Source organism: Sphingopyxis sp., assembly GCF_025869345.1.
Lineage (GTDB): Bacteria > Pseudomonadota > Alphaproteobacteria > Sphingomonadales > Sphingomonadaceae > Sphingopyxis.
Genome location: NZ_JAOZVW010000126.1, coordinates 3,258 through 23,047, shown reverse-complemented (window position 1 = coordinate 23,047; position 19,790 = coordinate 3,258). Strand labels below are relative to the sequence as shown.

Here is a 19,790-nt window from a genome sequence, read left to right as displayed (position 1 = left end):
ATTCTCCTTATCGGGGCAACTGCATCAGATTGGCCGTCGCGCTGTCCATGTCGCGCGCGTCGGTGATCATCTTCAATTGCGTGTCCCAGCTGCGGCTCGCCTCGATCATCTCGACGAGCGCGCTCGTGGCGGCGACGTTCGATCCCTCGATCGAACGGGTAACGAGGCGCGCCTCGGGGTCGTCGGGAAGGATTCCGCCGCCCTTGACGCGGAACAGCCCGTCGATCCCCTTGGCGATCTCCGACCCCGCGGGGGTCGCGAGGCGCAGCCGGTCGACCTCCTGCGGGCTCTGCGGATCGCCGCCGGCCGGAACGACCCAGACGCGCCCTTCGGCGTCGATGCTGATCGAATCGGCGGGCGGGATCGTTACCGGACCCTGGCTGCCCTGGACCGGGCTGCCGTCGCCGGTAGTCAGGAGGCCGCTCGACGACACTTGCAGGTCGCCGCGCCGCGTATAGGCTTCGCTGCCGTCCTTCGCCTGAACGACGAGCAGCGCGTCGCCTTGCACCGCGACGTCGAGGTCGCGGCCGGTTTCGACGACGGTGCCCGCCTTCATGTCGGCGCCGAGCACCTCTTCCGAGGCGACCGCGCGCGTGTCGAAACCGCTGCCCTGCAGCCAGAGCGTCTGGGCTTCGGCCATGTCGGCGCGAAAGCCGGGCGTCTGCGCGTTGGCGAGGTTGTTCGCGATCGCCGTCTGCCGGGCCATGCTGCCCCGCATCGCGGTGAGGCTGGTGTAGATGAGGCGGTCCATCTGGAAACTCCCGGCAGGCGGTTAGTCGCGCGTCTTAGGTGCGCATGTTGATGATCGTCTGGGTCAGCGTCGACGCGCCCTCGATCGCCTTGGCATTGGCCTGGAAATTGCGCTGCGCGCCGATCAGCATCACCAGCTCCTCGGTGATGTCGACGTTCGAGCGTTCGAGCGTGCCCGATCGGATCGTGCCCATCGGACCGTTGGTCGCGGCGTCGATCGTCGGGTCGCCGCTTTCGCCGCTCGACTGCCAGTGCGCGTCGCCGATCGGGCGCAGCCCCTCCATCGCGGGGAACGTCGCCATCGCGATCTTGCCGAGCACCTGATCCTCGCCATTGGCGTAGGTCGCGGTGACGAGGCCGTCGAGATCGACCGACACGTTGATCAACGACGCCGTCGGATCGCCCGGCGCGCCGTCAGGCAGCACGAAATCCGACATGCCGCCGAGCGTGCGGTCGGTGACGTTGCCGTTGGCATCGACGGGCAGGAGCTGGAGCTTCTGCCCCGTCGAATCGACGACCGTGCCGTCGGGCAGCGGCGAAAAGGCGCCGTTGCGGGTATAGGTGACCTGGTTGCGCGGCGGCTCGCCCTTGACGACGAACAGTCCCTCGCCGACGATCGCGAGGTCGAGCGTCTTTTCGCTCGTCTCGTAACTGCCTTGCGTGAACTGCTGCGCGATGCCGATCAGGCGCTGGCCCTGGCCCGCGACGGTCTTCGACGACTGCGTCGGCGACGAGGCGAAGATGTCGCCGAAGCTCGCCTTGCTGCGCTTGAAGCCGATCGAATTGGCGTTGGCGATATTGTTCGAGATGACCGACATGTCGGTCTGGGCGCCCTTGAGGCCCGAAAGAGACGTATAAAACGACATGAGATTATCCTTCCTGCGTGGTGATCGGGGTCGCCGCCGGCGTGGCGGCCTTGATGTCCTTGAGCAGCGCGGTCTGCGCGGTGAGCTGCTCCGAAATCTTCTGAAGCGTGCTGTTGGTCTCGCTGACCCCGGCGAGGCTGGAGAATTGCGCCATCTGCGCAACCATCTGCTGGTTATCGACCGGGTTGAACGGGTCCTGCTGCGACAGCTGCGCGGTCATCAGACGCAGAAAGTCGGTCTGATCGAGCTGCTGTCCCTTGAGCTGGGTCGGCGAATAGCTCTGATATTGCGAAGCGATGGAATCGACGGCCATGATTATTGTCCCAACCGCAGCGTTTCGTTGATCAGGCCCTTTGCGGTCTCGAGAACCTGAACATTATTCTGATACTGGCGAGCGGTCTCGACCATCTCGACCAGTTCGGCGGCGCTATCGACCGCGGCCTCCCACACATTGCCGTCCTTGTCGGCAAGCGGGTTCGACGGGTCGTGACGTTTGGTCGGCGCCATCTTGCTCGACGTGACCTGGTCGACCTGGACCGTCGCGCGGCCATGGTCGTCCATCACGGTGCGGAAGACGGGCTTCAGCGAGCGGAACGCTTCCTTCTCGCTGCCCGCGACGGTTCCCGCGTTGGCGAGGTTCGACGCGGTGGTGTTGAGCCGCACGAGCTGCGCCGACATGGCGCGGCCGCTGATGTCGAAGACGGAGAAATTGCTGGCCATCGTCATTCTCCCTTGAGCGCGCGCGTCAGCGTGCCGATGCGCCCCTGAAGAAAGGAAAGGCTCGAGCGATAGGCGAGGGCATTTTCGGCAAAGGCGGTCTGTTCGGTCGCCATTTCGACGGTGTTGCCGTCGAGCGAAGGCTGCACCGGAACGCGATACGCCATCGCGCCCTCGATCGCGGTGCCGGTCGAGGCCCCCTGCTGCGCAAGGTCGAGCGCCTTGGAGAAATCGAGGTCGCGCGCCTTGTAACCCGGCGTCGCGGCGTTAGCGATGTTCGAGGCGAGCATCATCATGCGCTGGCTGCGCAGCTGAAGCGCCGCCGCATGCACGCCAAAGAGCTTCTCGGATGCCATCTACAAATCCTTTCGCCGGGGTCCGAACCGGGTTGCGGCCCGGACGCGCGGAAAAACACCAAGGTATGATGCAATGGGCGTGCCAAAATCATTTTATCGATATTTTTCAGGTTTATATGGCAGGCATCCAAAGGGGAGGGCGGACAGGCCTGGCCGTCTCGTCAAAAGATTGACGGCGGCCGCCGATCGCGCGCGGCAACCCGCGGCAAAGCGCGATTGGCATGCATCGTGCAGTTCGATCGGCAAATCCCTGGACCAGCCGTGGAGCCGATGATGACCCGCAAGATCCTATTTTCCCTCGCCGCCGCTCTCGCCATCGCGCCCGCCGCAGAGGCGCAGCAGGCGACCGAGGATTGGCAGACGATCGACATGCTGACGCAGGCGGTCGCCAGCGCGATGGGGCGCACCGCGACCCCGATCGACCGCCGCATCAAGCTCGCGCGCTGCCCCGAACAGGCGTCGGTGGCGGCGATCGACGCCCGGACGCTCGCAGTTCGTTGCGCCTCGCTCGGCTGGCGCCTGCGCGTCGCGATGAGCGGCCCTGCGGGCGCTGCCCCGGTCGCCGCGAGCTTTGCCGCGCCCGCGTCGGCGCCCGTGATCCGCCGCGGCGACGCGGTGCGCGTCACGCTCGAATCCGCTACCTTCTCGGTCAGCTATTCGGCGATCGCCAACCAGGATGGCCGCGTCGGCGAAACGATCGCGCTACGCGGCGACGGCCCAAAAACCCTGATCAGCGCCATCGTGACCGGCCCCGGCCGCGCCCGGCTGATGGATTGAGAAGCCAAACAGCTCTCCAAATCGGTAAGCCCCACTGGCCCGGCGGGCGTCGATTTTCCGACGCCGCCGGGTTTCTTTTTCATTTTTCCGGTAACCAGCCCTTAATGTCTCGCCGCGCCGTCCGTTAAACCCCTTGAACCGCTTCCGCCGATGCGCGGACAGCCAAGGAGGCCATCATGTCGGGTGACAGCAAGATCGGGATCGTCGGCGGCGTCGGCCGCATCGCGCCCGTGCGCAAGCTCGCGGCGAGCCTGGCCTCCGCCGCCGCATCGGGCGCCGCCACGCCGCGCGCCGCGTCGTCCGGCGCGATGCCCGCCGCCGGCCTGATCCGCCTCGCCGGCGAACTCGCCGCCCAGCCGGCCCCGGTCGACACCGCGCGCGTCGCCGCGCTGCGCGGCGCGATCGCCGAAGGCCGTTATGCCCTCGATCCGGCGAAGATCGCCGGTGCGATGATCGATCGTCTCGGCGGAAGCGCCGACTGATGCAGGCGCGAATGGACGATATCCAGGCCAAGCTCAATCTGCTCATCGGCGCGCTCGACGGGCAGGATGCCGGTGCGATCATCGCGGCGACCGAGGAGCTTGCCACCGCGGTGATCCTGTTTCGCGGCGACGCCATTCCGGCGGGCAGCGAAGGCCGGGCGCAGACGCTGATCACCGCGACCCTCGCTGAGCTCGAAGCCGCCGCGATCCGCGTCAACATCCTCAAGGACTGGACGCGTCAGAGGATTGACATGAACCATGCGATCCGCGGCACGCAGCACCGGGGCCTTGCCTTAAACTATTGATAAACCATATGTTCCGGTGATTTTCCGGAAAATGGCACGATGATTGCTTTTGGTCTTCCGAGACAGCCCGGCTGTATTGGCGGAACCAAAGCATGAACTCGATCAATCCCTTCACGACACCGGCGCCCGGCGCCGCCCCCGTTTTGGATGCGGTCCAGAATGCATCGGCCCGCACCGGCGTCGATTTCGACTATCTGGTCGATGTGGCGCGGGTCGAAAGCCGCTTCGATCCGACCGCGAAAGCGCCGACCTCTTCGGCACGCGGGCTTTACCAGTTCACCAAGCAGACCTGGCTCGCGACGTTGCGCCGCCACGGCGCGAGCCATGGGCTCGGCTGGGCTTCCAATGCGATCGGCCAGGATGCGTCGGGGCGCTTCAGCGTCGCCGATCCCGCGCTTCGCGACCGGATCCTTGGCCTGCGCGACGATCCGGTCGCGTCGTCGAACATGGCTGCGGCGCTGACCTCCGACAATCAGGATTATATCGAAAGCCGCATCGGCCGCGCCGCCGAGCCGGTCGACCTCTATCTCGCCCATTTCCTCGGTTCGGCGGGCGCCGCGCGCTTCCTGACCGCCTGGGCCGCCAATCCCGATCAGGCGGGCGCGCCGATGATGCCCGACGCGGCGGCCGCCAACCGTTCTGTCTTTTACGCCGCCGACGGCAGCATGCGCAGCCTCGGCGAGATTCGCGAACGCTTCCGCGCCAAGCTCGACGAGGGCGGTAGCGCTCCCGGCGCAATGCCGGGCGCTCCTGCGCCGACGCCCGGCTGGCGCATCCAGATGGCGAGCGCGAGCGGCGCCAATGGCGGCGGACGGCCGCCGCTGCCGATGATGGATATCCAGCCCATGCCCAAGACTCTGTCGATGGACTTCGCCGCGAGCGCCTATCGCCGCCTCGCCTCCTTGTCGGGAGGCAGCGCATGATCGCGGGCCTGAACGCGCGCGGCGTGGCGCGGATCGTCGGCGGCGCCGCGCTGCCCGCGGCGATGCTGATCCTCGTGGCGCTGATGGTGATCCCGGTTTCGCCCATCATCCTCGACATCAGCTTCGTCGCCAACATCATGATCAGTCTGCTGGTGCTGATGGTCGCTTTGCAGGCGTCGAAGCCGCTCGATTTCTCGGCCTTTCCGACGGTGCTGCTGCTCGCGACCCTGTTCCGCCTCTCGCTCAACGTCGCCTCGACGCGCGTCGTGCTGGTCCATGGACACGAAGGCACCGCGTCGGCGGGGCATGTGATCGAGGCGTTCGGCCAGGTGCTGATCGGCGGCGACTATGTCGTCGGCCTGTTCGTCTTTTTCGTGCTGATGATCATCAACCTGGTCGTCATCACCAAGGGCGCGGGGCGCGTGTCCGAAGTGTCGGCGCGCTTCACCCTCGACGCCCTGCCGGGCAAGCAGATGGCGATCGACGCCGATCTCAACGCCGGCCTGCTTACCCCCGACGAAGCCAAGGCGCGCCGCCAGGAAGTGGCGACCGAGGCCGATTTCTACGGCTCGATGGACGGCGCCTCGAAATTCGTGAAGGGTGACGCGGTCGCGGGCCTGCTGATCCTGTTCGTCAATATCGTCGGCGGGCTGATCCTCGGCATGTTCAGCCATGGCCTGTCCTTTTCCGACGCTGGCAGCACCTATGTCACGCTGGCGATCGGCGACGCGCTCGTCGCGCAGATTCCGGCGCTGCTGCTATCGATCGCCGCCGCCGCGATCGTCACCCGCGTCGCTTCGCCGCACGATCTGTCGGGGCAGATCGGCAGCCAGTTCGCCTCGCCGCACGTCTGGATGGCGGTCGGCGGGGTGCTGTTCGTGCTCGGCCTCGTCCCCGCGATGCCGCAGATGCTGATCCTGCCCGCCGCCGCCATCGCCGGCGGCATCGGCTGGCAGCTCAGGAAGAGTGCCGCCCTTGCTGAGGCCGCGCCGCCCCCCGCGGCGCCAGCGCCCGACCCGCACCATATCGAATGGGCCGACGTCAGCGAGACGAGCCCGTGCCAGCTCGAAATCGGCTATGCGCTGGTCGCGCTGGTCGACGAGCGCAAGGGCGCGCCGCTGATGACGCGGATCACCGGCATCCGCCGCCAATTGTCGAAGGAACTGGGCTTCGTCGTCCCCGCGGTGAAGGTCACCGACGATCTGTCGCTGCCCGGCAACGTCTATCGCATCGCGATCGCCGGCGTGATCGTCGGCGAGGACGAGGTTTTCCCCAACGAAATGCTCGCGCTCGATTCGGGCGATCTGGTCACCAAGGTCACCGGGCGGCCGTGCAAGGACCCGACCTTCGGGCTCGACGCCCTCTGGATTCCCAAGAGCGCGCAGAACGACGCGATCGCGGCGGGTTATACCGTCGTCGATCCGGCGACCGTCGTCGCGACCCACCTCAACAACAGCATCGTCGCCTCCGCCACCGACCTGTTCGGCATCGACGATGCGCAGGCGCTGATCGACACGCTGAAGACCCTTTATCCGCAGCTCGCCCAGTCGCTGACGCAGGGCTATCCGCTGCCGCGCGTCGCGGCGCTGTGCAAGGCGATGCTGATCGAGCGCGTGCCGCTGCGCGATTTCCGCAAGATCGCCGAGGCGATGGTATCGCTCGGCAGCCTGCAACTCGGCGACGGCGACCTGGTCGAGGCGGTGCGCCAGCGCATCGGCGCGCTGATCGTCCAGACGATCGTGCCGAGCCGGATGCCGCTGCCCGTCGTCACCTTCAGCCCGGAAATCGAGGTGCTGCTCAATCAGGCGGTGCGCGCCAACCCCGGCGCCGAATGGCCGTTCGAGCATGGCATGGCGATGAAGATCGTCGAGCAGATCGGCGAAGCGGTCGAGCCGCTGCTGCTGTCGACGCGTAGCTTCGCGCTCGTCGCCTCGCCGCTCTGCCGGTCGGCGCTGTCGCGGCTCGTGCGCGCGACCTTCCCCGACGTCGCGGTCATTTCCTACCTCGAGATACCGGCGAACAAGGCGACCGAGATCGTCGCGACGATCGGTGCCGAAATCCCCCGTCTCACCAGCGGCGAAGACGCCCAGATGAAGGACGAACCCCATGAGAATTGAGCCCGCCGAGCAGTTCGCGGCGGCATCCGCCCGCGCGCCGGTCCCGCGCGGCTATGGCGAGAGCGCCGAGGCGCTGGTCGAGGAATATGCGCCGCTGGTCCGCAAGATCGCCTGGCAGGTCCATTCGCGCGTGTCGCGGACGAGCGACCTCGAGGATCTGATCCAGGCCGGGCTGATCGCGCTGATCGAGGCGAGCCGCAGCTATGAGGAGCGCGGGTTCGCCTTCGCGACCTATGCGACGACGCGGATTCGCGGCGCGATGATCGACCAGCAGCGGCGCGAAGCCGACGTCGGGCGATCGGCGATGGTCGCGGCGCGGCAGTTGCAGGCGACCCGCCGCGCACTCGAACAACAGTTGATGCGCGCGCCGAGCGCAGCGGAAATGGCCGAAGCGCTCGACATGCCGGCCGAGGAGTATTTTGCGCTGGAGAAGAATGCGACTCACGGCCGCTCGATCTCGATCGAGGATCTGATGGAGGACGGCAGCTTCCTGTTCGCCGACGACCGCATCGGCGCGGGCGAGGCGTGCGAGCAGGAGGATATGCTGGACGCGCTGCGCCAGTGCGTCGGCCGGCTGGCCGAACGCGAGCAGATGGTGCTGCAACTCTATTTCTTCGAGGAGCTCAACCTGCAGGAGATCGGCCTGACGCTCGACGTCAGCGCCGCGCGCGTCTGTCAGATCAAGCGCGACGCGATGGCAAAGATCGACCGGATGATGCGCGAGATGACCGAATAGGCGGTTCCGGTGCGCCGCGAATCCCTTCTTGGCACATCGGCGGCCCGACTTCGCGCTTGGCCTCGCCCCCGGATATCTTTACTTGGCAGTAACCAATTCGGGGGATTTTTTGATGAAAAGCCGTATCTTGCCTGTTCTTGCCGCAGTCGCATTCGCCGCATTGCCCGGCATCGCGCAGGCAGACATCATCACGCTGAACAGCAGCGACCTCAACAAGAGCTTCACCGTCGATTATAACGGTTTTACGGGCGACGGCAGCATTGCCGGCCTGGCGGCGCAGATCGTCTTCACGCTGACCGGCACGACGGCCAACAGCTATACGCTCGGCTACAAGGTGACGAACACGTCGGACGACCCGATCACCAATTCGCGCATCTCGGGCTTCGGCTTCGACACCGATCCGAACATCAAGAGCGCGTCGAGCACCGGCGCCTATACGGTGACCGCCCTCAATTCGAACGTGCCCAACATCGGCAAGGTCGATGTCTGCTTCAAGGACGGCGGCGGCTCCAAGAGCTGCGCCGGCGGCGGTGGCGGCGGGGTCGGCTTCGGCGAAACGGGTTCGGGCGAACTGACCCTGTCCTTCGCTTCCCCGCTCTCCTCGCTGACGCTCAGCGACTTCTTCACCCGCTATCAGTCGATCAGCGGCGCCGGCGGCACCTCCTCCGCGGTCGGCAGCGGCACGATCAGCACCTCGTCTTCGGGCGGCAGTTCGTCGGGCGGCACGCCGGTTCCCGAGCCCGGCATGTTCGGCCTCTTCGCTCTCGGCGTCGGCGCGCTGATGCTGCGCCGCCGTCGCACCGCGCCCGCGCCGAAGCTCGCGATCGCCTGACCGACCCCGCCGCTCCCGTCAGCGCGGGAGCGGTCTGGGAATCAACGGTTCGCCGCCTTCCAATGGGCGGTCACCGCAGCGTTGCCGGGGGCCAGCCGGTGCGCTTCGGCCAGATAGCGCCGCGCCGCCGTACGGTCCTTGCCCGACGACCAGAGCACCCAGCCCAGGCTGTCGAGCACCGACGCATTGGCGGGGGCCTGCTTCAATGCGTCCTTGAGCAGCGTGATCGCCTGATCGACCTGCCCGTCCTGAAAATGCGCCCAGCCCAGATTGTTGAGGATCAGCGCGTTGGGCCGCACGCCCTCGCGCTCGATCAGCTGCTGATAGGCGGCGATCGCCCCTTTCCAGTCCTTGGCCGCGAGTGCCCGGTCGGCCTGCACGAACAGGTTGGCGGTCCGCGCCGGCGACGGTTTCGCAGCCTCTGCGGCATAGCCGGCCGCCGCCTTGGCCTGCCCCGCCGCCTTCGCATATTTCGCGAGCGCGGCGAGGACCGAACGCGACGGATCGGGACGGTCGGCGAGCGGCTTCAGTGTCGCCACCGCGCGTTCCGGGTCCCCCGCCGCCGCGAAGGCGGCGGCCAGACTCATCGCCGCCTCTTCGTCGCGGACGCCGCTGCCGAGGTAGCGCGAAAGCTCGGTAATCGCGATATCGTGATTACCCAGCGCCATCGCGACCTGTCCGGCCAAAAGCTGGATCGCGGGCCGGTCGCCGGCCAGTTGCCGCGCGGCCAGCAATTGTTCCTGCGCCGCCCGCGGATCGCCGCTTAGCAAGGCCAGTCGCGCCGAAGCGATCGCCGCTGCCGGGGATTGCGGCGCCATCCGGCGCAGCCGATCGACGACCGCAGCCAGGCGATCCTTGTCCTTCGCCGCCGCCAGCAGTTCGGCTTGTGCCGCAAGCGGCCCGCTGTTCAGCGGATTCCGTTTTTCGGCCGCCCGATAATGCGCCAGCGCGCCGCTCACATTGGCGCGCCGCTGTTCGAGCGCGCCCGCCGCCATCTCGACTTCGAAGCCGTCGCCGCTGCCTTTGCGCGCGGTCGCAATCAGCCGCTCGGCCTCATTCAGATCGCCGCGCAGGATGGCAAGGCGCGCGGCCACGATTTGCAGCCCGACGTCGTCAGGGTGGTCCGCCATGCCGGCAGCGGCCTCCTTGCCCGCCGCCGCCATATCGCCGCCATCGACCGCACAGAGCGCTCGCACCCGCCGCAGCGTCGCCGACATCGGCGCCTTTCCCGGCGCGGCGGCCAGCAACTGTGGGCATCGGCCGCGCAGCATGTCGGCCTCGACCCGCATATCAGCCAGTTCGGTCGATCCGGCCTTGCCGTCGATCCGCGCAAGGGTGGCGGCCGCCCCTTCGCCGTCGCCGGTCGCGATCTGGATGCGCGCGAGCAACATCCGCGCCCGGATGTTGGTGGGATCAACCTTCAGCAGATTCGCCAATTCGATGCGGGCATCCGCCCATTGCCCCCGCGCATGAAGGCGCTGCGCCTCCGCCAAACTCGCGTCGCGCTCCGGTTGGCAGGCGGCGAGAAATGCGAGCGCTGGCACGATCAGCAATAACGAACGGCGCATGAAGTCTTTTCTTCCCTGGACGATGTGCAAGGAAGCCTAATGGCCAAATATCACCGGCGCGTTAAGCCGGTTTGTGCGGCCGTGGTCCTTTCAACGGCATTTGAGTTCGCCGCGATCGATCGCCCGGCCGAGCAGGCCGCCGCCCGCGGCGCCGATGATCGTGCCGACCGTCCGATCGCGTCCGCCGTCCAGTTCGCGGCCAAGCAGCGCCCCGGCAGCGGCGCCGATGATCAGGCCGGTCGTGCCATTGTCGCGGCGGCAGTGATACCGTCCGTCATTGCCGCGCCAGACGCGATCGCCGCGCGCCAGGCGGCGTGGTTCATAATAACGGCCCGAATGGTCATAAAGGCCGCGATCCTTGGCGCGCTTGCCGTGGGCGGGAGCCCATGGCGGCGGGTCGGCCCAGGCAGTAGTCGACGGCATGGCAACGGCGGCCAGAATGACGGCAGCGAGAAATTGTTTCACGGCGAATTCCCTTCTGCGCGCAGGGAATATATCGGCTCGCCATAACGCGTCATGAACGATCGGCGCCACCATCGCCAAGGCAAGCACCGGGCGCTTTTCCATGCAGGGAAACGAAGGCGGAGCGTGCTCAAGCCGCGCGGCGGTATCCGCTGCGCACCGCCGCGTTCATCTTGTCGAAATAGCTTGCCATCTTCTCGGTTCCCGCTTCGGTGAGCCGGACGATCGTGCGGCGCCGGTCGCGCTCGTCGATCGTCCGCCGGGCGAGCCCCGCGCCTTCGAGCGCCGCGATCATGCGCAGGCCCGACGACAGCGGCACCCCGGCGCCGGTCGCCAGATCGCTGGCGCTCAGCGTGCGGCCGTTGGCGTTCGCCAGCATCAGGTCGAGCATCATGTCCCAGACGGCGCCCGACATCTGGGCGGTGCCGAAATGGCTTTTGCGCATCCGCCGGAGCTGGATGCTGAGCGATAGCTGGTCGATAAGCTGCGGCTGCGCTTCGTCGCCGCCGAAGGCCGGATCGGGCCTCGGCTGATCCTCGCCGGCGCTTTTCGCCAGCATGTCGTGAATCTGGTCGATACGCGACCGGATTTCGGCAATGTCGTGATCTGCGAATTGTTGCATGGAGCCCCCCGGCTGCCTTTCATTGTCAGGCCGCGGCTTCCCTTCGCCGATTGGTCGAACCCGATGCGTAGAGGATCAAGAAAAGGATCGGGTAGGAAATATACATTGAAAGCAGCGCATAGGGACGCGCCAATATCTCCGAAAACATCAGCTTCTGAACATGCCCGAAAATCGCGATCAATTGCCATCCGGTGATCCAGTAAGGCCAGAAGCGATTTGTTTTCAGGGCAATAAACCAGAAACTCGCCAAAGCGACGATGTCGATCGCGAAGATATTATATTCAATATGCGACCAATTCGGTTGGGGTGCCAGGACCGTGGTGCAGACCGAGGCGAGCAGCGCGGTCCAGGCTGCCCAGCGTTCCAGGGGGCCGCCGCGCCACATCGCGACGGCCACCGTGAGCAACAATACCGCATAATAGCTCGCCACGGTCCACATCCGGATCGTCCCGTCCGCGGGTTCAGGAAACGCGCGCGAGCGGAAGCGGCACGACGTCGGCGCCGTTATCCTCGGCCAGCGATGCGCTCGCGGGCGGCTTGACGCCAGCACCGAACATGCGGGTGCCGAGGCCGACCTGTTTCTGCGTCGCGGTCAGCGCGATATGCGCGTCGGTGAGCAACTGACGGACTTCGCCCGCGGCGGCCAGCGCGTGCGCCACCTTCGCCACCGCCTCCTGGCCGACGATCGCCGACATGTTGGTGTCGCGGCGCGCGGCGGGAAGCGCCGCGGCGAGCTGGGCGATGCGGATCATGGTCTCGTCGATGGCATCTTCGGCATGGTGCAGTTCGCTGGCGATCTTTTTCGCCGCGGAAAGTCGTTCGTTCAGCATGTTTCCTGGTCCTTGAAAGCGAATGCCGACGGTTCCCCCCCGCAGCATTCAGGTCAAAACACGACCGAGACCGACCAGGATCGAATAGAGGGCGGAAAAAGCCAATATGGTCGCAAAGGCGATCAGGATCGGCCAGATGATCCTTTCCATCAATCCATGCCGGTTGGCCGGCTGGGACGCGGTAGGAAATGGCGAACCGATGTCGAAAAACCGCCGGATCGAACCTTGCCCCCGACCCGCTTCATCGGCGGAAGCGGCCTCGCCTAGGTCGATCAATTGATATGTCAAAGGCTGATAGGGGGTAACTTGGTCGAATACACCGTGACGAGCCAGCACCGTTGCGGCTTCTATTCTGTTAGAAACATTAAGTTTTTTTAACACTCGACGGACGCGCTCGTCGACCGTGTGCGGCGACACATCCATAATGCGAGCAATTTCCTTGGAATTTTTATGCTCGAAAACATGCCGCAACGTTTCGATTTGCGCGGCCGAAAGGAGACTGATGTAATTGTCTGGGTCACCCTGCACGCGTGTGGGCATAGAGCATCACGAGTCGAAATCAAGTTACGTGCCTAAGGGATTTGCGCTCATGTTACCCGATTCTTTCGCGACATGGCCTTCCGTCACCCCACGGCAGCGACCCGGTGGACAACATTGTTCGGCACGCGATAGGCTGACGGGCGATGACGATCGACAGCGACCCTCCGGCGCCGAAGGATGCCGCAACCTCGCGCCGGCCGGTCCGGCGCCTCGGCCTCGCCGTCCCCGGCGACACCGAACTGGTCCGCGCCCTGCCGGTCGAAGCGCCGGTGTCGGTCGAGGTGTGCGGTATCGGCTATGCCGTGATGATGGCGACTCCCGCCGACCTCAAGGATTATGCGCTCGGCTTTGCGCTGGCCGAGGGGCTGGTCGATACGCCCGCACAACTGGCCCGCGTCGATGCGCATCCGATCGAGGGCGGATGGGCGCTGCGGCTGTGGCTCATGCCCGAACGCGCCGGGCTGGCGCTCGATCGCGTGCGGCGGCGGGTCGGTGAAAGCAGCTGCGGGCTTTGCGGGATCGAGAATATCGAGGAGGTGCTGCGGCCGCTGCCCCCCGTCGCGGCGCGGCTGAAGGTCGGCCGCGCGGCCATCGCTGCCGCGCTCGCCGCGTTGACGGCGCACCAGCCGCTCGGCCGTGCGACCGGCGCGGCTCACGCCGCCGCCTTCTGCGCCCCGTCGGGCGACATATTGTGCGTGCGCGAGGATGTCGGGCGCCACAATGCCCTCGACAAGCTGATCGGCGCGCTGGCGTGGACGGGGATCGACCCCGGCGGCGGCTTCATCCTGCTGTCGGCGCGGTGCAGCTACGAACTGGTCGAAAAGACGGTGCGCGCGGGTTGCCCGCTGCTCGTCACCATTTCGGCACCGACCAGCCTCGCCGCCGACCGCGCCGCCGCCGCCGGCCTGACGCTCGTCGCGCTGGCCCGCGCGGATTCGGCGCTGCTCGTCAGCGGCGATATCGCTTAGGGTGTTTTCAAGTCGTGGATATGGCGCGTCATCTGGTCCGGCCATCGGATGAAGCGGGCCGGGTTGCCCAGGGTGTCGGCGTCGGCCCGGATTCCGGTGCCCAGCCCGCCTTCCGCCCCGCCCGGATTCGCCTCACCCCTCCAGCTCGACATCCCAGTAAAGCCAGTCGATCCAGCTTTCGTGCAGATAGTTCGGCGGAAAGGCGCGGCCATTGTCCTGAAGCTGCCAGCTCGTCGGCCGCCACGGCTGGCGATAAAGCGGCATATGCGCCTGCTGCGGCGTGCGCCCGCCCTTTTTGAGGTTGCACGGGGCGCAGGCGGTCGCGACATTCTCCCACGTCGTCCGCCCGCCGAGCCGGCGCGGCACGACATGGTCGAAGGTCAGGTCCTTGCCCGACCCGCAATATTGGCACGCGAAGCGGTCGCGCAGGAACAGGTTGAAGCGGGTGAAGGCCGGGTGCTGCGACGGCTTCACATATTGGCGGAGCGCGATCACGCTGGGGATCGGCATCGTCCGCGTCGGCGAATGAATCTCGCGCTCGTAATTCTCGACGATGGTGACGCGGTCGAGGAAAACCGCCTTGACCGCGGTCTGCCACGGCCACAGGCTCAAGGGGTAATAGCTGAGCGGCGTATAATCGGCGTTCAGCACCAGCGCGGGACACGAATCGGGATGCCGGGCGAGATCGGGATGGAACATGGCTTTACGACGCTGCCCCCTTTGCTGCGCGGGATGGCGCGCCACTGCCGTTCCCAAGTGACAGCGTCATTACATCACGCATATGATTCTGACGTCAAGGGGGCATCTGCCGCAAGATATGGAAGGATTCGCGCGGACGCGGCACAGCATATGGATATGTGCGCGCGCCCATGCTGACCCGTTTCGCGCCCAGCCCGACGGGGGAGCTGCACCTCGGCCATGCCTATAGCGCGGCGCTCGCCCACGGTGCGGCGCGCGAGGCGGGCGGGCATTTCCATATCCGCATCGACGACATCGACGGCAGCCGCTCGCGCGAGGAACATGTCGCCGCCGCGCTCGCCGACCTCGAATGGCTGGGGCTCGACTGGGACGGCGATCCGGTGCGCCAGTCGCGCCATCTCGGCGACTATGCCGCGGCGCTCGACCATCTGCGCGGACGCGGCCTCGTCTATCCCTGTTTCTGCACCCGCGCCGACATCGCCCAAAGCCTCGCCGCGCCGCACGGGCCGCCCGATGCTTCGGGCGCCGCCGTCTATCCCGGCACCTGCCGCCACTTGCCGGCGGTCGAGCGCGAGCGCCGCCTCGCCGATGAGCCGCATTGCTGGCGGCTCGACATGGCGCGCGCCGCCGCGCTCGCGGGCGATCTCGGCTGGGAGGAGGCGGGGCAGGGGATGCGCGCCGCCGATCCGGCCGCGCACGGCGACGTCGTCCTCGCGCGCAAGGACGCCCCCGCCAGCTATCATCTCGCGAGCACGATCGACGATGCCGCGATGGGGGTGACGCATGTGATCCGCGGCGCCGATCTGATCGCCTCGACCGACGTCCACCGGCTGCTCCAGGCGCTGCTGGGGCTCGCGACCCCCGTCTATCGCCATCACGCCCTCGTCTGCGGTCCCGACGGACGGCGGCTTGCGAAGCGCGACGCCGCCGCCGCGCTGGCCGCGCTGCGCGACGCCGGGGTCGATGGACCGGCGCTCGCGGCCAATTTGGTTCGCGAGCGGCTTCCCGCTGGATATTCGCTGCAAACTCCCTAAATAGGAATCATGCAAATCTTGCTCGTCCTTGCGGTCGTCGTGGCGGCCGGCCTCGTCCTCTTCTCGCTTGCGCGCGGGCTCATCTATTTCGCCAAGGGGCATCAGGCCGCGCTCGACGGCACGATCCACGAAAATCAGGTAATGCAGAACCGGATGATGATGGCCCGCGTCAAATGGCAGGCGATCACCATCATCCTGCTCATCATCATCGGCGTGACCGCTGCCGGCAGCTAAGCCCTTGGTCAAACTCAACAAGATTTACACCCGCACCGGCGACGGCGGCACCACCGGGCTCGTCGACGGTTCGCGCATCGCCAAGTCGGCGCCGCTGATGGCGGCGGTCGGCGATGTCGACGAAGCGAACAGTGCGATCGGCCTTGCCGCCGCCGCGCTCGACCCTGCGAGCGAGGAAGCGGCGATGCTGTCGCGCATCCAGAACGAATTGTTCGACCTCGGCGCCGACCTCGCTACCCCTGCCGACGCCGAACATGGTTTCGGCCCGCACGACATGGCGCTGCGCATCGTCCCCGGCCAGATCGCGCGGCTGGAGGCAGAGATCGACGGCATGAACGAAGCGCTCGAATCGCTTCGCAGCTTCATCCTCCCCGGCGGCACCGAAGCCGCCGCGCGGCTCCACCTCGCCCGCGCGGTGACCCGCCGCGCCGAGCGCGCCGCGGTCGCCGCCGGCGCGGAGCGCGACCTCAACCCGCTGGCGCTTTCCTATCTCAACCGCTTGTCGGACCATCTCTTCGTGCTGACCCGGCATATCAATGCCGGCGCGGGCGGCGACATCCTCTGGAAACCCGGCGCGACGCGCTGACCGAAGCGCAAGGGCCGTCCTTCACTTTCTTCGTCACCCCGGATCAAGTCCGGGGTGACGGGGAAGGTATGGCGCGTTTGAGTGCTCGACGTTGTTCCCCAAATGTTCTAGACAATCCTCTGCGCCGTAACCATATTCGCCCCCGCAGCGAAACCGAATCACCTTCCGGGGGATTGTCTCACCATGGCCAGCCGCACCGACGCATCGCCCGCTCTCGATCCGCAGGGCGACCTCGCCCGGCGCTTCGCCGCGACCCGGCGGCTGTCGCTCGATCTCGTGGCGCCGCTCTCCGACGCCGACGCGAGCGCGCAATCGATGCCCGACGCCTCGCCCGCGAAATGGCATCTCGCGCACACGAACTGGTTCTTCGAGACCTTCGTGCTGCGCGACCATCTGCCCGGCTACCGCGCGTTCGACGATCGCTACGCCTATCTCTTCAACAGCTATTATGAGGCCGAGGGGCCGCGCCACGCGCGCCCGCGCCGCGGCCTGCTGACGCGGCCGTCGCTCGACGAGGTCTGCATCTGGCGCGCGCATGTCGATGCCGCGGTGCAGGGCGTGCTGCCCGATCTGGCCCCCGCCGCGCTCGCGCTGGTCGAGCTCGGCATCCACCACGAACAACAGCATCAGGAATTGCTGCTCACCGACATCAAGCATCTCTTCGCGCAGAACCCGCTCGGCCCGGCGGTGTGGGACAGGGCAATCGCGAGTGAAGTTGCGGAGTTTTCAGCCGATTCTGCACAGGCGGGCGCCTTGCAATGGATCAGGGGCGCGGAAGGAGCCGTTTCGATCGGCCACGACGGCGAGGGTTTCGCCTTCGACTGCGAACGTCCGTGCTTTCCGGCGCTGCTGACTCCGCACGCACTCGCCAGCCGTCCGGTGACGAACGGCGAATGGCAGGACTTCATCGCCGACGGCGGCTATCACACCCCGTCGCTCTGGCTCAGCGACGGCTGGGCATGGGTGCAGGCGGAGGCGATCGAGGCGCCCGCCTATTGGCGGGACCGAGAGTATTTTACCCTGTCGGGCTGGCAAGAGATCGATCCTGTTGCGCCCGTGACCCATATCAGCCTCTATGAGGCCGACGCCTTCGCCGCCTGGGCCGGCGCGCGCCTGCCGACCGAACAGGAGTGGGAGGCGGCGGCGGCCGCCTGCGACCCGCAGCGCGGCCGGCAGCTCGACGCGGCCGGTCCGGTGCAGCCTGCGGCCGCGCCCGCCGACACAGGCTTGCAACAGATGTTCGGCAGCGTGTGGGAATGGACCGGCAGCGCCTATCGCCCCTATCCCGGCTTCCGCGCCGCGCCGGGCGCGGTCGGCGAATATAATGGCAAGTTCATGAGCGGGCAGTTCGTGCTGCGCGGCGGCAGTTGTGCAACCCCGCGCGGCCATATGCGCGCCAGCTACCGCAATTTCTTCTATCCTCACCAGCGCTGGCAATTCACCGGCGTTCGGCTCGCGAAAGACCTCTGATCATGGGTATCGTGCGTCAACTTCGGCAGATTTCCGCCGACGACAGCGGCGTCGACCCCGCTTTCCGTGCCGACGTCCATGCCGGGCTGGCGCAGCGGCAGAAGGCGATCCCGGCGCGCTGGTTCTACGACGCGACCGGATCGGCGCTGTTCGAGGATATCACCGCGCTGCCCGAATATTATCCGACGCGCAGCGAGACCGATCTGCTGACGCGCCACGCCGCCGACATGGCGGCGGCAATCGGGCCGGGCCGCGCGGTCGTCGAGCTCGGTTCGGGCAGCTCGACCAAGACGCCCTTGCTGCTTCAGGCGATCGGGCCCGCCGCTTATGTGCCGGTCGATATTTCGGGCGATTTCCTGCGCGACAGCGCGACCGCGCTTGCGGCGCGTTTTCCGGGGCTTCCCGTCTATCCGGTCGAGGCCGATTTCACCCACAAGGTCGATCTGCCGCGCGAGATCGCCGAACGGCCCAAACTCGGCTTTTTTCCCGGCTCGACGATCGGCAACATGGTCGCGCGCACCGCGATCGACCTGTTGCGCGGCTGGCGCGCGACACTCGGCGACGGGGCGTTGCTGCTGATCGGGGTCGACCGGATCAAGGATATCGCGACGCTCGAACGGGCCTATGACGATCCGGCGGGAGTCACCGCGGCGTTCAACCTCAACCTGCTCGAACGCATCAACCGTGAGCTCGGCGGGACGATCCCGGTCGATAATTTCACGCACCGTGCGGTCTGGAACGATGTGCACGCGCGGATCGAAATGCATCTCGTTGCCGCGTGCGACATGGAATTTACGGTCGACGGGCGCGCCTATGCGATGGCGAAGGGCGAAACGATCCACAGCGAGAATAGCCATAAATACGGGCCGCGCGATGCGAACCTGCTGCTCCGCGCGGGCGGCTGGACCCCGGTGCGGACTTGGGACGACGCCGATCCCGCCTTCGCGCTGATCCTGGCCGCGGCGACCGAGTTCCGCTCCGCCCCCTGATGCGCGCCTCTTGACCGGGCGCGGCGACGCCGTAGGGGAACGCCACGGTTTCCAGCGAAAGGGCAGAATATGATCGTCGGCGTCATCGGGGCAGGGCAAATGGGTGCGGGCATCGCGCAGGTATCGGCGGGCGCGGGCCACGACGTGCTGCTCGCCGACATCGACATCGCCCGCGCCGAAGCGGGCAAGGCCGGCATCGCCAAGGCGCTCGGCCGGCTGGTGGCGAAGGAGAAGATGACGCAGGCCGACGCCGACGCGTTGCTCGGCCGCATCACGCCGGTCGCCGATCATTCCGCCTTCGCCCCCGCCGACCTCGTCGTCGAGGCCGCGACCGAGCGCGAGGAGATCAAGCGCGCGATCTTCGCCAGCGTCGGCCGGCACCTTTCGGCGACCGCGATTCTCGCCAGCAACACCAGCTCGATCCCGATCACCCGCCTCGCGCAGGCGGCGCCCGATCCGGCGCGCTTCATCGGCGTCCATTTCTTCAACCCGGTGCCGGTGATGGGCCTGATCGAGCTGATCCGCGGCCTCGCCACCAGCGACGAAACGCTCGCGGCGGTCGAGGCCTATGGCCGCGGCCTCGGCAAGGAGATCGTCCATGCCAACGACGCGCCGGGCTTCATCGTCAACCGCGTGCTGATGCCGCTGATCAACGAAGCGGTCTTCGCGCTCGGCGAAGGCGTCGCGACGATGCAGGACATCGATACCGGCTGCCGCCTCGGCCTCAACCATCCGATGGGGCCGATCACCCTCGCCGACTTCATCGGCCTCGACACCTGCCTCGAGATCATCCGCGTGCTGCAGTCGGGCACCGGCGATCCCAAATTCCGCCCCGCGCCGCTGCTCGTGCAATATGTCGAGGCGGGCTGGGTCGGCAAGAAGGCGGGGCGCGGCTTCTACGACTGGACCGGGCCTGAGCCGGTGCCG

Annotated in this window: 26 protein-coding genes; 14 read left to right on the top strand and 12 right to left on the bottom strand. The window is 66.9% G+C overall.

Annotated elements, in window-relative coordinates; genetic code table 11:
* Positions 1-7: 7 nt before the first annotated feature.
* The 5 genes from OJI97_RS13445 to flgB are packed head-to-tail and all read right to left on the bottom strand — an operon-like array spanning position 8 to position 2,689.
* The gene (locus OJI97_RS13445) at positions 8-751 is read right to left on the bottom strand and encodes a flagellar basal body rod protein FlgF (RefSeq protein WP_297664245.1); all 744 of its coding nucleotides are present in this window, start codon (positions 749-751) and stop codon (positions 8-10) included.
* Positions 752-785: 34 nt separating this feature from the next.
* Positions 786-1,616, bottom strand: a complete 831-nt coding sequence (locus OJI97_RS13440) for a flagellar hook-basal body complex protein (RefSeq protein WP_297664243.1) — start codon at positions 1,614-1,616, stop codon at positions 786-788.
* Positions 1,617-1,620: 4 nt separating this feature from the next.
* Positions 1,621-1,929 carry a flagellar hook capping FlgD N-terminal domain-containing protein gene (locus OJI97_RS13435; RefSeq protein ID WP_297664240.1) on the bottom strand — a complete coding sequence of 103 codons (309 nt, stop codon included), beginning with the start codon at positions 1,927-1,929 and terminating at the stop codon, positions 1,621-1,623.
* 2 nt (positions 1,930-1,931) lie between these two features.
* Entirely contained in the window at positions 1,932-2,342 is a 411-nt protein-coding gene (flgC, locus tag OJI97_RS13430; protein WP_257545822.1) for a flagellar basal body rod protein FlgC, read from the bottom strand.
* The gene (gene flgB / locus OJI97_RS13425) at positions 2,339-2,689 is read right to left on the bottom strand and encodes a flagellar basal body rod protein FlgB (RefSeq protein WP_297664238.1); all 351 of its coding nucleotides are present in this window, start codon (positions 2,687-2,689) and stop codon (positions 2,339-2,341) included. The genes flgC and flgB overlap by 4 nt, the downstream gene beginning before the upstream one ends.
* Positions 2,690-2,962: 273 nt before the next feature.
* Here flgB and OJI97_RS13420 point away from each other — a divergent pair, with 273 nt between their 5' ends.
* The 7 genes from OJI97_RS13420 to OJI97_RS13390 all read left to right on the top strand — a co-directional run bounded on the left by OJI97_RS13420 (position 2,963) and on the right by OJI97_RS13390 (position 8,861).
* Complete coding sequence (locus OJI97_RS13420) at positions 2,963-3,466, top strand: flagella basal body P-ring formation protein FlgA (RefSeq protein ID WP_297664236.1); 504 nt, start codon at positions 2,963-2,965, stop codon at positions 3,464-3,466.
* 176 nt (positions 3,467-3,642) lie between these two features.
* Positions 3,643-3,948 (top strand): flagellar biosynthesis anti-sigma factor FlgM, encoded by a 306-nt coding sequence (gene flgM, locus OJI97_RS13415; RefSeq protein ID WP_297664234.1) that lies wholly within the window; start codon positions 3,643-3,645, stop codon positions 3,946-3,948.
* Positions 3,949-3,959: 11 nt separating this feature from the next.
* On the top strand, positions 3,960-4,253 hold the full coding sequence (locus tag OJI97_RS13410; RefSeq protein ID WP_297664232.1) for a hypothetical protein: 294 nt from the start codon (positions 3,960-3,962) through the stop codon (positions 4,251-4,253).
* A gap of 92 nt (positions 4,254-4,345) precedes the next feature.
* Complete coding sequence (locus OJI97_RS13405; RefSeq protein WP_297664230.1) at positions 4,346-5,176, top strand: transglycosylase SLT domain-containing protein; 831 nt, start codon at positions 4,346-4,348, stop codon at positions 5,174-5,176.
* Complete coding sequence (gene flhA, locus OJI97_RS13400; protein ID WP_297664228.1) at positions 5,173-7,293, top strand: flagellar biosynthesis protein FlhA; 2,121 nt, start codon at positions 5,173-5,175, stop codon at positions 7,291-7,293. Before OJI97_RS13405 ends, flhA begins: the two co-directional genes overlap by 4 nt.
* Positions 7,283-8,029, top strand: a complete 747-nt coding sequence (locus OJI97_RS13395; RefSeq protein ID WP_297664227.1) for a sigma-70 family RNA polymerase sigma factor — start codon at positions 7,283-7,285, stop codon at positions 8,027-8,029. Before flhA ends, OJI97_RS13395 begins: the two co-directional genes overlap by 11 nt.
* Before the next feature lie 112 nt (positions 8,030-8,141).
* Entirely contained in the window at positions 8,142-8,861 is a 720-nt protein-coding gene (locus OJI97_RS13390; RefSeq protein WP_297664226.1) for a cistern family PEP-CTERM protein, read from the top strand.
* A 41-nt stretch (positions 8,862-8,902) separates the two neighbouring features.
* On the opposite strand, the gene OJI97_RS13385 is transcribed toward OJI97_RS13390, so the two are convergent.
* The 6 genes from OJI97_RS13385 to OJI97_RS13360 form a co-directional block, all read right to left on the bottom strand.
* Positions 8,903-10,429: a tetratricopeptide repeat protein gene (locus OJI97_RS13385; protein WP_297664225.1), complete on the bottom strand. Its 1,527-nt coding sequence runs from the start codon at positions 10,427-10,429 to the stop codon at positions 8,903-8,905.
* Positions 10,430-10,519: 90 nt separating this feature from the next.
* Entirely contained in the window at positions 10,520-10,894 is a 375-nt protein-coding gene (locus OJI97_RS13380; RefSeq protein ID WP_297664223.1) for a glycine zipper 2TM domain-containing protein, read from the bottom strand.
* Between the two features lie 127 nt (positions 10,895-11,021).
* Positions 11,022-11,513, bottom strand: a complete 492-nt coding sequence (locus OJI97_RS13375) for a winged helix DNA-binding protein (protein WP_297664221.1) — start codon at positions 11,511-11,513, stop codon at positions 11,022-11,024.
* 25 nt (positions 11,514-11,538) lie between these two features.
* The gene (locus OJI97_RS13370) at positions 11,539-11,952 is read right to left on the bottom strand and encodes a hypothetical protein (RefSeq protein WP_297664219.1); all 414 of its coding nucleotides are present in this window, start codon (positions 11,950-11,952) and stop codon (positions 11,539-11,541) included.
* Positions 11,953-11,974: 22 nt separating this feature from the next.
* Positions 11,975-12,343, bottom strand: a complete 369-nt coding sequence (locus OJI97_RS13365; RefSeq protein ID WP_297664217.1) for a hypothetical protein — start codon at positions 12,341-12,343, stop codon at positions 11,975-11,977.
* A 48-nt stretch (positions 12,344-12,391) separates the two neighbouring features.
* The gene (locus OJI97_RS13360) at positions 12,392-12,871 is read right to left on the bottom strand and encodes a response regulator transcription factor (RefSeq protein ID WP_297664215.1); all 480 of its coding nucleotides are present in this window, start codon (positions 12,869-12,871) and stop codon (positions 12,392-12,394) included.
* 155 nt (positions 12,872-13,026) lie between these two features.
* Between OJI97_RS13360 and fdhD the strand changes: the two genes are divergently transcribed.
* Entirely contained in the window at positions 13,027-13,851 is an 825-nt protein-coding gene (gene fdhD, locus OJI97_RS13355) for a formate dehydrogenase accessory sulfurtransferase FdhD (RefSeq protein ID WP_297664213.1), read from the top strand.
* Positions 13,852-13,983: 132 nt separating this feature from the next.
* Here fdhD and OJI97_RS13350 read toward each other — a convergent pair whose 3' ends face one another.
* Positions 13,984-14,550 carry an HNH endonuclease gene (locus OJI97_RS13350; RefSeq protein ID WP_257545671.1) on the bottom strand — a complete coding sequence of 189 codons (567 nt, stop codon included), beginning with the start codon at positions 14,548-14,550 and terminating at the stop codon, positions 13,984-13,986.
* Between the two features lie 170 nt (positions 14,551-14,720).
* Between OJI97_RS13350 and gluQRS the strand changes: the two genes are divergently transcribed.
* From gluQRS to OJI97_RS13320, 6 genes are all read left to right on the top strand, one after another.
* Entirely contained in the window at positions 14,721-15,584 is an 864-nt protein-coding gene (gluQRS, locus tag OJI97_RS13345; protein WP_297664211.1) for a tRNA glutamyl-Q(34) synthetase GluQRS, read from the top strand.
* A 9-nt stretch (positions 15,585-15,593) separates the two neighbouring features.
* Positions 15,594-15,818, top strand: coding sequence for an HIG1 domain-containing protein (locus OJI97_RS13340; RefSeq protein ID WP_297664209.1), 225 nt, complete (start codon positions 15,594-15,596; stop codon positions 15,816-15,818).
* Positions 15,819-15,822: 4 nt separating this feature from the next.
* Complete coding sequence (locus OJI97_RS13335; protein WP_297664207.1) at positions 15,823-16,404, top strand: cob(I)yrinic acid a,c-diamide adenosyltransferase; 582 nt, start codon at positions 15,823-15,825, stop codon at positions 16,402-16,404.
* 183 nt (positions 16,405-16,587) lie between these two features.
* Complete coding sequence (gene egtB, locus OJI97_RS13330) at positions 16,588-17,874, top strand: ergothioneine biosynthesis protein EgtB (RefSeq protein ID WP_297664205.1); 1,287 nt, start codon at positions 16,588-16,590, stop codon at positions 17,872-17,874.
* Between the two features lie 2 nt (positions 17,875-17,876).
* Positions 17,877-18,863 carry an L-histidine N(alpha)-methyltransferase gene (gene egtD / locus OJI97_RS13325; RefSeq protein ID WP_297664204.1) on the top strand — a complete coding sequence of 329 codons (987 nt, stop codon included), beginning with the start codon at positions 17,877-17,879 and terminating at the stop codon, positions 18,861-18,863.
* Positions 18,864-18,932: 69 nt separating this feature from the next.
* The coding region (locus tag OJI97_RS13320; protein ID WP_297664202.1) for a 3-hydroxyacyl-CoA dehydrogenase NAD-binding domain-containing protein at positions 18,933-19,790 on the top strand (858 nt) is incomplete at its 3' end.

Bases quoted from the DNA above. Each gene is read 5' to 3' on its own strand.
- OJI97_RS13340 (WP_297664209.1), top strand. From the start codon at position 15,594: ATGCAAATCTTGCTCGTCCTTGCGGTCGTCGTGGCGGCCGGCCTCGTC.
- flgM (WP_297664234.1), top strand. From the start codon at position 3,643: ATGTCGGGTGACAGCAAGATCGGGATCGTCGGCGGCGTCGGCCGCATC.
- OJI97_RS13420 (WP_297664236.1), top strand. From the start codon at position 2,963: ATGACCCGCAAGATCCTATTTTCCCTCGCCGCCGCTCTCGCCATCGCG.
- egtB (WP_297664205.1), top strand. From the start codon at position 16,588: ATGGCCAGCCGCACCGACGCATCGCCCGCTCTCGATCCGCAGGGCGAC.
- egtD (WP_297664204.1), top strand. From the start codon at position 17,877: ATGGGTATCGTGCGTCAACTTCGGCAGATTTCCGCCGACGACAGCGGC.
- OJI97_RS13395 (WP_297664227.1), top strand. From the start codon at position 7,283: ATGAGAATTGAGCCCGCCGAGCAGTTCGCGGCGGCATCCGCCCGCGCG.
- OJI97_RS13405 (WP_297664230.1), top strand. From the start codon at position 4,346: ATGAACTCGATCAATCCCTTCACGACACCGGCGCCCGGCGCCGCCCCC.
- fdhD (WP_297664213.1), top strand. From the start codon at position 13,027: ATGACGATCGACAGCGACCCTCCGGCGCCGAAGGATGCCGCAACCTCG.
- flhA (WP_297664228.1), top strand. From the start codon at position 5,173: ATGATCGCGGGCCTGAACGCGCGCGGCGTGGCGCGGATCGTCGGCGGC.
- OJI97_RS13435 (WP_297664240.1), bottom strand. From the start codon at position 1,929: ATGGCCGTCGATTCCATCGCTTCGCAATATCAGAGCTATTCGCCGACC.
- OJI97_RS13375 (WP_297664221.1), bottom strand. From the start codon at position 11,513: ATGCAACAATTCGCAGATCACGACATTGCCGAAATCCGGTCGCGTATC.
- OJI97_RS13390 (WP_297664226.1), top strand. From the start codon at position 8,142: ATGAAAAGCCGTATCTTGCCTGTTCTTGCCGCAGTCGCATTCGCCGCA.
- gluQRS (WP_297664211.1), top strand. From the start codon at position 14,721: ATGCTGACCCGTTTCGCGCCCAGCCCGACGGGGGAGCTGCACCTCGGC.
- OJI97_RS13365 (WP_297664217.1), bottom strand. From the start codon at position 12,343: ATGCTGAACGAACGACTTTCCGCGGCGAAAAAGATCGCCAGCGAACTG.
- OJI97_RS13350 (WP_257545671.1), bottom strand. From the start codon at position 14,550: ATGTTCCATCCCGATCTCGCCCGGCATCCCGATTCGTGTCCCGCGCTG.
- OJI97_RS13445 (WP_297664245.1), bottom strand. From the start codon at position 751: ATGGACCGCCTCATCTACACCAGCCTCACCGCGATGCGGGGCAGCATG.
- OJI97_RS13370 (WP_297664219.1), bottom strand. From the start codon at position 11,952: ATGTGGACCGTGGCGAGCTATTATGCGGTATTGTTGCTCACGGTGGCC.
- flgC (WP_257545822.1), bottom strand. From the start codon at position 2,342: ATGACGATGGCCAGCAATTTCTCCGTCTTCGACATCAGCGGCCGCGCC.
- OJI97_RS13410 (WP_297664232.1), top strand. From the start codon at position 3,960: ATGGACGATATCCAGGCCAAGCTCAATCTGCTCATCGGCGCGCTCGAC.
- OJI97_RS13385 (WP_297664225.1), bottom strand. From the start codon at position 10,429: ATGCGCCGTTCGTTATTGCTGATCGTGCCAGCGCTCGCATTTCTCGCC.
- flgB (WP_297664238.1), bottom strand. From the start codon at position 2,689: ATGGCATCCGAGAAGCTCTTTGGCGTGCATGCGGCGGCGCTTCAGCTG.
- OJI97_RS13440 (WP_297664243.1), bottom strand. From the start codon at position 1,616: ATGTCGTTTTATACGTCTCTTTCGGGCCTCAAGGGCGCCCAGACCGAC.